Raw genomic sequence first — 8,026 nt, forward strand, 5'->3', positions numbered from 1 at the left:
GCGCAAGGGGTTCACCGATCGGGGATGAGCGGGGCGGAGTCGTCGATCGCGGGTTGGGTCCGCCAATTATGCACAGGTCGGTAGAAGGTGTCATGACGCGATCGAGGAGGCCCGGCTTGTCTTCGGCCGATCTTCGCGGTGGAGATGAGTGCGTTGACGCGGGAGCGGCTGGGCGGCCGGGGCTCCTCGCGGGTCCGGAAAAGGCCGCTCAGTCCGGTGGGAGGACGTCCGGTAGGAGGGTGAAGGACGGGACGTGGCGGGGGCGGATCTGGGAGAAGTCGCGATGGTCGAGAGTGGCGATGTGGGTGATCGACAGCCGTTCGGCGATGGCGACGACGGACGCGTCGGCCGCGTCGAGGCCCTTGTGGAGCTGCACGAGCTCGGCCATCCGGTGGACGTCCTGGGGGATCAGGTTGACCAGCTCGAACTCGTCCGTCACCTGGTCGAGGAACTCGGCGTGGACCGACGCGCCCAGCTGCCGGTTGATGATCCAACCGGCCTCGATCAGGACCGTGGACGGGAGCAGCAGCGGCCCGTCGAGAGTTCGCAGCAGCCGGACGCACGACACGTGATGCTCGTCGTCGCGGTCGACCACCGCGATCAACGGTCCTGTATCAAGAAGAACAGCAGTCACACCGACCGATTGAACCGCTCCGCCAGCAGATCTTCGACCCGTTCCGAAAGATGGCCGTCACCGGACGCCCCGATGCCCGAAATGGACAGGCGGCGGCGTACGGGCCCGTCGTGGGGGAGGCCGGCCAGCTCGGTCTCGGCCCACCGCAGGAGGCGGCGGGCCTGGGCGGGCGACAGCCGATCGACCAGGCGGTGCAGCTCCTCGTGCGCGGCGCTCATGGTCGGCCAGTGTACGACCGTGCACTCCTCGCTGTACGTCCGCCGGCGGTATGCCGCTGCTGCCCGGGTTCGGCCGCTCGCCGGGCTGGATCATCCGAACGGCCGTCCGGCGGCGGGCGACCTGCTCGATCGCCGGCCGCCGCACGTCCGTAGAGGGTCACTCCTGCAGGACCGACAGGACGTTCCCCGCCGGGTCGGTGAACCACGCGATCGGTGGGCCGTCGCCGCGGGCGATGCCCTTCTCGTCCTGGGTGAAGCCCTCGTAACGCTCGAAGCGCACCCCGCGCGCCGTCAGCTCGTCCACGGCCCCGTCGATGTCGTCGACGGGGAAGTTGAGCACCGTGAACGTGGCCGGCACGTGGGCGTCGCCCTTCGGGTAGATGAGGACGTCACCGCCGCCGCCGAGGTGGAGCGTGAGCATCCCGTGCTCCTCCGAGACGCGCAGGCCGAGCGTCTTGCCGTAGAAGGCGGTCGCCGCCGCGACGTCGTCGACCGAGAACCCGCTGAACGCTTTCGTCGTCGCGAACATCGTCTACATCTCCTTCAGGTGTTCCTCGCTGAGCTGGATGATCTGCACGTAGTTGCCGTCCGGGTCGATCGCGGTGGCGAACAGGCTGCCGTCGCGGTCTTCCAGCTCGGCCAGCCACGAGGCGCCCGCGCGTTCCATGCGCGCGGCGACGGCCCGGGCGTCGTCCACGTTGAAGTTCATGATCATCCTGCCGGGTTCGGGGTTCTTGTCCCCGATGTCGGCGCGCGTGTCGATGAACAGGTAGACCTCCCCGAATTTCAGCACGCCGTAACCGCCGACGTCGGTGTTCCGCTCCGGGTCGAGGGCGGTGACGTACCAGGCGCGCAGCCGCTCGGGGTCGGCGCTGGACAGCAGCAGGCCGCCGAGGACGGGTCGGGTCATGGCGATATTCCTTTCTCTCGTTCGATGTGCAGACCACGCCGCCGTCCGGAACTCATCGAAAAGAGCGCGACCAGCACGTACGGCAGGGTCAGCAGCGCGAACGTCACCCCGTGCGAGGCGTACGGCGAGGCCGCCCCGTAGGTCGCATACACGCCGAGCGTCACCACGTTGCCGCCGATCCCGGCCAGTGAGGTCACGGTGGCCCGCGCCGAGCCGGTGATCCGCTCCTGGAGTCGCGCGTCGGCGAGGACCCCGGCGAGCTGGAACGCCCCGAATGCCACGGCGATCAGCACGAAACCGGCCGGATGCCCGCTGAGCGCCCCCGCCGTCATGGCCGCCGCCGCGAGCGCGAGCATCAGGCCGTACGCGCGCGGCGGCATGCGCCGGGCGGCGTCCCCGAGCAGGCCGCCCGCCGTGGCGCCGAGCCAGACCAGCAGGATCACCAGCGGGACGGCGGTCTTGGCCACGCCCGCCTCGACCGCCAGGTAGGGCACGTACTCCTCCAGCGCCCCCCAGATCGCCGTCACGAACGCCACCAGCAGCACCGCGTGCAGCACCCGGCGGTCGGCGCGGGCCAGCGTGACGCCCTCCTTGAGCACCGCGAGGTAGCGGCCCTCGCCGGCGGCGCCGGGTGAGCGGTGCTCGGGAAGCGTCAGCGCCGTGCAGGCGCACGCCACGCACGCCAGGACGCTCGCCACGCCTACGACCGGGTAACCGCCGGCCGCCATGACGGGGGTGGCCAGGCCGATCGCCGCCGCGTTCGCGACGAGGCCGAGGGAGGTGGCCCGGCCCATGACGCCCGCGTACCGGTGGGCCTGGCCGCGTCGTTCGAGCTCCTCGTAGGAGAGCGCCTCGTACGCGCCCGAGACCAGGGCGCCCTCGGCGCCCCACAACACGAACCCCAGGGCGAAGGCCCAGTAGGACGGGAACAGGATCCACAGCGCGAAGCCGAGACCGGCCAGCAGCGGGCCCAGGAACAGCAGCAGGCGGCGGGAGACCGCGTCGGCCCAGGCGCCCGACGGGACCTCCAGGACCATGCCGGTCACGGACCAGATGACGAACAGGGACGAGGTCTGCGCGACCGAGAGCCCGGTGTCGGTGAACAGCAGGGTGTACACCGGGTAGAGCAGGACGAACTCACTGAGGAACGCATAAGCGTAAAGCGACGCGACAAGCATGAGGCCTTCCAGGGCGGGACGAATGGGGACTCCGAGTACGCGTCGCCTCGGAGGCCCGCGCGCCCCGCGCCGGCCCCTGGTTGTGCATCAATGTCGCCAGGTCATACCGACGAGTCTAAAGCTCGATGTCCCCCATGCGCGCGCGGAAAGGACGGCGTTCCAGGGCCTCCAGGGTCGCCGTCATCAACTCCGCCAACGGCACGGGCAACTCGGCGTCCAGCTCGGCCACGGCCTTCTCTGTCGCCGCCCACTCCGCTTCGATGAGGGGCAGCGCCGCCCTGGCCTTGCCGGTGAGGTGGACGATGCGGTGACGGGCGTCGGCGCCCCGCTCCAGGGTGACGAAGTCGCCGCGCCGCATCTGGATCACTGTCTGGCTGGCCGCCGAGTGGGTCACGCCGATGGCCGCGGCGAGGTCGCCGATCGACATCGGGCCGTTCGCCACCAGCGTGCGGACCACGGGTGAGAAGCGGGGGCGGTATTCCGGCAGGCCGTGCTCGGCGTAGACGTCGGCGACGGCGCCGTCCATGAGCTCGTGGACGTGGCGCATCAACGTCCCCAGTCCGATCATGAGGTCAATTTAGTCGGCCGCCTCGGCTACGCTGCCGGACGTGGCACTGGCGGTCTGTGTGGTGGTCCGATATCGCAAGGCGGTGACGTACGGCGTCCATGCGCTGCTCGCCGCCCTCGACACGGCGGGGGTCGAGCACGAGCTGCGCCTCGGCACCACCCCCGAGGAGACCGCCGGCCACATCGTCGCCACCGGCGCCGACCGCGTGCTGGTGCTGTGGTCGTTCTACTCGCCCGACGCCGAGGCCATGGCCGCCGAACTGGCCACGGTCAGGGAGCTGAGCGGCGGGCGCGGCCTGCACATCGCGGGCGGCGTGCACGCCACCGCCGAGCCGCAGCAGGTCATCGACGCCGGCTGGGATCTCGCTGGCATCGGCGAGGGGGAGTCCACGATCATCTCCCTCGTCAAGGCGCTCCAGCAGGACGAGCCGCTCACCACGGTGCCGGGCCTGGCGGTCAAGGACGCCGACGGCGTCGCCCTGCGCACGCGTCCGGCGCCGCAGCTGCCGCTCGACGCCTTCCCGTCGTTCGCCGGCCGCAGCGGGCCGATCGAGATCACCCGCGGCTGCCGCTACACGTGCCGTTTCTGCCAGACGCCGTTCATGTTCGGCGGGCAGTTCCGCCACCGGTCGGTCGCCAGCGTCCGGGCGCACGTGCGCGAGATGGTGGGAAGGGGCCTGCGCGACGTGCGCTTCATCACCCCGACCTCGCTCTCGTACGGCTCCCCCGGGCCCGACCCCGATCTCGGCAAGGTGGAGGAGCTGCTGGCGGGCGTCAAGGAGGAGCTGCCGCCGCACGGCCGCGTCTTCTTCGGCAGCTTCCCCTCCGAGGTGCGCCCCGAGCACGTCACGCCCGAGGCGATGCGGCTGCTCAAGCGGTACGTCGCCAACGACAACCTGATCATCGGCGCCCAGTCGGGGTCCGACCGGGTGCTGGCCGCCTCCGGGCGCGGCCACGACACCTCTCCCGTACGCGACGCGGTCAGGATCGCCGTCGAGCACGGCTTCCGGCCCAACGTCGACTTCATCTTCGGCATGCCCGGCGAGTCGGAGGAGGACCAGGAGCAGTCGCTCAAGCTGGCCGGCGACCTGGCCGACCTTGGCGCGCGCATCCACACCCACACGTTCATGCCGCTGCCCGGCACGCCGTGGCGCGACGCCGAGCCCGCGTTCATCCCGCTCGCGACCATGAGCGAGCTCGACCGGCTGGCCCAGCGTGGCGACGCGTACGGACACTGGCGCAAGCAGGCCGAGCACGCCGCCCGTCTGGCCGAGACGGCGAAGGCCTACCCGCGCCGGGCCCGGCGCCGGCGCACCACCGGTTAGAGCCGCCGGTCGTCGTCGCGCTCGAACGACTCGATCACGCGTTCCACGGCGTCGCCCACGGGGCGCAACGCCTGCGAGAACGCGTTGACCAGTGGACCGAAGATCTCGCTCACCTCGGTCAGGATGGTGGGGTTCTTGTTCTCCGGAGGCGCCCAGCGCATGGCGTCCGCGCTCAGCGTCTCCCACTCGTCGACGACGCCGTCGATGGCGTCGAGCACGTGATCTGGATCGCTTGGCATGACCGTTCTCCGTCGAAGTCAGCCGTGGAGTCCTCCGTGGGCGGAGGGGGTCGATACCTCCAAGGTACTTCAGACCGGCATGGTGCCTCAGGCGGGGAGGGAGACGCCCACGCCGCCCCGGGTGGTGGCGCCGTAGCGCTGCTTGTCGGCGTCGAGGTCGAGCGGGCGGATGCGGCTGCGACCGGCGATGATCTCGTCGGTCAGCAGCGCGGCGGGCACCAGCCACGACACCTCGAACTCCAGCCCGTCGGGGTCGCGCGCGTAGAGCGCCTTGGTCGTGCTGTGGTCGGAGGCGCCGACCAGGGCGCCCAGCTCGGTGAGCTTGGCGGCCACGCGCTCCAGCTCCGCCAGGGTGTCGACCTCCCACGCCAGGTGGTAGAGGCCGACGGAGGTGCGGCCGGCCGGCGAGGGGTCCGCGGTCGCGCCGATCTCGAACAGGCCCAGGTCGTGGTCGTTCGTCGAGCCGGCGGCCTGCAGGAAAGCCGCGCCCTTCATGCCCATGACGACCTCGAAGCCGAGGGCCTCGCGGTAAAAGGCGACGCTGCGCTCCACGTCGCGGACGTAAAGGACCGCGTGGTTGAGTCGCTGGACAGGCATGGTTCGCCCCTTTCGACGGTATTCCTCAGCTCAACTATATGAGTGTTCAACTACTTCGCCGAGAGCCGGCCGGGTGGCATGGAACACGCGGGAGCCGAAGCGCTGAAAGTGTCGCCCGCAGGCCGTAGCGTTCTGCCGGTACCCCGACCAAGGAGAGAGGCCGATGCACGACACCGATGAGGCTCTGTTCAGGGCGGTCCACGGCATCGCGGGCCGGTTCGCCGGTCAGCCCGTGCCCGTGGTGATGGAGGCGTTGCTACGCCAGCTGCCCAAGGCTCCCGGCCTCCAGGTGACGGAGATCCGCAAGATCGCCGAGGAGATCAGCGTGGGGCGGGATCCCTCGGGCTTGTGATCCTCTGATCGTCAGGGGAGCATCGAGGCATGCTCAACCTCCCCCTGGCGATCGGCCCCGTCCGGCGGGGCTGTGGGGAGGTTTCGGGCGCGGATACCATTTCTGGCATTCCATCCGGCTGGTGCCGGACCACTTGTTAGGAGTACGTCCGTGACGCTTGTCGCTGGGGTCGATTCCTCCACGCAGAGTTGCAAGGTCGTCATCCGCGACGCGGAGACGGGCGCGCTGGTGCGACAGGGCCGCGCACCCCACCCCGACGGCACCGAAGTCCACCCGTCCCACTGGTGGACGGCGCTGCTGCGGGCGTTCGAGGAAGCGGGCGGGCTCGACGGCGTGGCCGCCGTGAGCGTGGCCGGTCAGCAGCACGGCATGGTGTGCCTCGACGAGTCCGGTGAGGTCGTCCGCGAGGCCCTGCTGTGGAACGACACCCGCTCCGCGAAGGCCGCCGACGACCTGATCGCGGAGCTGGGCGGTCCGCAGGTGTGGGCCGACGCGGTCGGCTCGGTGCCGGTGGCCTCGTTCACCGTGACGAAGCTGCGCTGGCTGGCCGAGCACGAGCCCGACAACGCGCGGCGTACGGCGGCGGTGTGCCTGCCGCACGACTGGCTCACCTGGCGGTTGATGGGCGCGCTCGCCTCCGGGGCCCCGTTCGGGGTCGAGGCGTGGCAGGACGCGCCCCGGCCGCCGCTCGAGCAGCTGGTCACCGACCGGGGTGACGCCTCGGGCACCGGTTACTGGTCGCCCGCGACGGGGGCCTACCGTACGGACCTGCTCAAGGTGGCATTCGGCGCGGTGCCGCTGCTGCCCCGGGTGCTGGGGCCGGCGGAGGAGGCGTTCGCCGCGGTGGCAGGGGGATCGGGCGCGGTGCTGGTCGCGCCGGGCACGGGTGACAACATGGCGGCCGCCCTCGGCGTGGGCGCGCGCCCCGGTGACGTGGTGGTGTCGCTCGGCACGTCCGGCACGGCGTTCGCGGTCGCGCCGTCGCCAAGCGCCGACGCGACGGGCGCGGTGGCGGGGTTCGCCGACGCGACGGGGCGGTTCCTGCCGCTGGTGGCCACGCTCAACGCGGCCCGCGTCCTCGACGCCGCCGCCCGGATCGCCGGGGTCGGGCTCGGCGAGCTGAGCGACCTGGCGCTGCAGGCGCCTCCCGGGGCCGGCGGGCTCACGCTGGTGCCGTACCTCGAGGGCGAGCGCACGCCCAACCGGCCGACCGCGACGGGCTCGCTCCACGGGCTCACGCTGGCCACCTCGACCCCGGCCCACCTCGCGCGGGCGGCCGTCGAGGGCATGCTCTGCGGGCTCGCCGACGGGCTCGACGCCCTGAAGCTGACGCCGGAACGGGTGCTGCTGATCGGCGGCGCGGCCCGGTCGGAGGCCGTGCGGCGCATCGCCCCGACGATCTTCGGCGTCTCGATCATGGTGCCGCCCCCGGCCGAGTACGTCGCCAACGGCGCCGCGTACCAGGCCGCCACACTGGTGACGACGCCGGAGTGGCGCTCGGAGGAGACGGAGACGTACGAGGGCGAGGCGCTGCCGGAGATCCGCGCCCGCTACGCCCGCGCCACCCAGAACATCCTCGACTGACCGCCTCCGCCCGCCGGGCCCCGGCGGCGGATCAACCGCCGAAGCCCGCTACGGCCCCAGCCAGGCGGCGCTCGCGAAGTTGAGGTGCCGCGGTGTCTCGATGAACGACGCCTCGGTGGAGCGCCGTTCGGTGAAGCTTCTCGCCCGCGCGACGGTGTCCGCCCACAACCGCTCCAAGACGGCCCACGCCGTCGGCGGGTGGTTCCGGCACGCGGCCGCGTTCCGGTGGGCGGTTCACGGTCGCGGCATGCCGTTGGGGGGATGGGAGGTGGCTGGGGTGCTTGGCCGGTCGCGGTGGGCTTCGCGGTCGGTCCAGTGGGCGAGCAGGCGGATGGCGTGCTCTGAGGGGCTGCCGGGTTCGGTGTCGTAGACGAACAGGGTCTGGTCGGGGTCGTCGGCGGGGGTGAGGGCCTGGTAGGTGA

At 71.6% G+C, this 8,026-nt stretch carries 12 protein-coding genes and 1 pseudogene; 3 read left to right on the forward strand and 10 right to left on the reverse strand.

Annotated features, from left to right (window positions below; translation table 11 throughout):
- Positions 1 to 208 precede the first annotated feature (208 nt).
- The 6 genes from C1J01_RS43700 to C1J01_RS43725 all read right to left on the reverse strand — a co-directional run bounded on the left by C1J01_RS43700 (position 209) and on the right by C1J01_RS43725 (position 3,508).
- Positions 209 to 634 (reverse strand): type II toxin-antitoxin system VapC family toxin, encoded by a 426-nt coding sequence (locus tag C1J01_RS43700; RefSeq protein ID WP_111184913.1) that lies wholly within the window; start codon positions 632 to 634, stop codon positions 209 to 211.
- The gene (locus C1J01_RS43705) at positions 631 to 852 is read right to left on the reverse strand and encodes a hypothetical protein (protein ID WP_111184914.1); all 222 of its coding nucleotides are present in this window, start codon (positions 850 to 852) and stop codon (positions 631 to 633) included. Before C1J01_RS43705 ends, C1J01_RS43700 begins: the two co-directional genes overlap by 4 nt.
- Before the next feature lie 157 nt (positions 853 to 1,009).
- Entirely contained in the window at positions 1,010 to 1,381 is a 372-nt protein-coding gene (locus C1J01_RS43710) for a VOC family protein (protein ID WP_111184915.1), read from the reverse strand.
- 3 nt (positions 1,382 to 1,384) lie between these two features.
- Positions 1,385 to 1,762: a VOC family protein gene (locus C1J01_RS43715; RefSeq protein ID WP_111184916.1), complete on the reverse strand. Its 378-nt coding sequence runs from the start codon at positions 1,760 to 1,762 to the stop codon at positions 1,385 to 1,387.
- Entirely contained in the window at positions 1,759 to 2,940 is a 1,182-nt protein-coding gene (locus tag C1J01_RS43720) for an MFS transporter (RefSeq protein ID WP_111184917.1), read from the reverse strand. Before C1J01_RS43720 ends, C1J01_RS43715 begins: the two co-directional genes overlap by 4 nt.
- A gap of 115 nt (positions 2,941 to 3,055) precedes the next feature.
- A complete protein-coding gene (locus C1J01_RS43725; protein WP_111184918.1) occupies positions 3,056 to 3,508 on the reverse strand; it encodes a MarR family winged helix-turn-helix transcriptional regulator in 453 nt (150 codons plus the stop codon).
- A 40-nt stretch (positions 3,509 to 3,548) separates the two neighbouring features.
- Here C1J01_RS43725 and C1J01_RS43730 point away from each other — a divergent pair, with 40 nt between their 5' ends.
- On the forward strand, positions 3,549 to 4,832 hold the full coding sequence (locus C1J01_RS43730; protein WP_235855059.1) for a TIGR04013 family B12-binding domain/radical SAM domain-containing protein: 1,284 nt from the start codon (positions 3,549 to 3,551) through the stop codon (positions 4,830 to 4,832).
- On the opposite strand, the gene C1J01_RS43735 is transcribed toward C1J01_RS43730, so the two are convergent.
- Both C1J01_RS43735 and C1J01_RS43740 read right to left on the reverse strand, forming a co-directional pair.
- Positions 4,829 to 5,071 (reverse strand): hypothetical protein, encoded by a 243-nt coding sequence (locus tag C1J01_RS43735; RefSeq protein WP_146615945.1) that lies wholly within the window; start codon positions 5,069 to 5,071, stop codon positions 4,829 to 4,831. The two genes, C1J01_RS43730 and C1J01_RS43735, sit on opposite strands and share 4 nt — an antisense overlap.
- Positions 5,072 to 5,158: 87 nt before the next feature.
- Complete coding sequence (locus C1J01_RS43740; protein ID WP_111184921.1) at positions 5,159 to 5,668, reverse strand: VOC family protein; 510 nt, start codon at positions 5,666 to 5,668, stop codon at positions 5,159 to 5,161.
- A 163-nt stretch (positions 5,669 to 5,831) separates the two neighbouring features.
- On the opposite strand from C1J01_RS43740, the gene C1J01_RS43745 reads away from it, so the two are divergent.
- Complete coding sequence (locus C1J01_RS43745) at positions 5,832 to 6,020, forward strand: hypothetical protein (RefSeq protein ID WP_111184922.1); 189 nt, start codon at positions 5,832 to 5,834, stop codon at positions 6,018 to 6,020.
- A gap of 150 nt (positions 6,021 to 6,170) precedes the next feature.
- Positions 6,171 to 7,604 (forward strand): xylulokinase, encoded by a 1,434-nt coding sequence (locus C1J01_RS43750; RefSeq protein WP_111184923.1) that lies wholly within the window; start codon positions 6,171 to 6,173, stop codon positions 7,602 to 7,604.
- Positions 7,605 to 7,652: 48 nt separating this feature from the next.
- Here the strand turns inward: C1J01_RS43750 and C1J01_RS53355 are convergent, their stop codons facing one another.
- Positions 7,653 to 7,781 carry a hypothetical protein gene (locus tag C1J01_RS53355; protein WP_268958808.1) on the reverse strand — a complete coding sequence of 43 codons (129 nt, stop codon included), beginning with the start codon at positions 7,779 to 7,781 and terminating at the stop codon, positions 7,653 to 7,655.
- 57 nt (positions 7,782 to 7,838) lie between these two features.
- Positions 7,839 to 8,026: pseudogene (locus C1J01_RS51680) on the reverse strand (hypothetical protein); the annotation flags it as partial.

The organism is Nonomuraea aridisoli, from assembly GCF_003236395.1.
In the GTDB taxonomy this organism is placed as follows: Bacteria; Actinomycetota; Actinomycetes; order Streptosporangiales; family Streptosporangiaceae; genus Nonomuraea; species Nonomuraea aridisoli.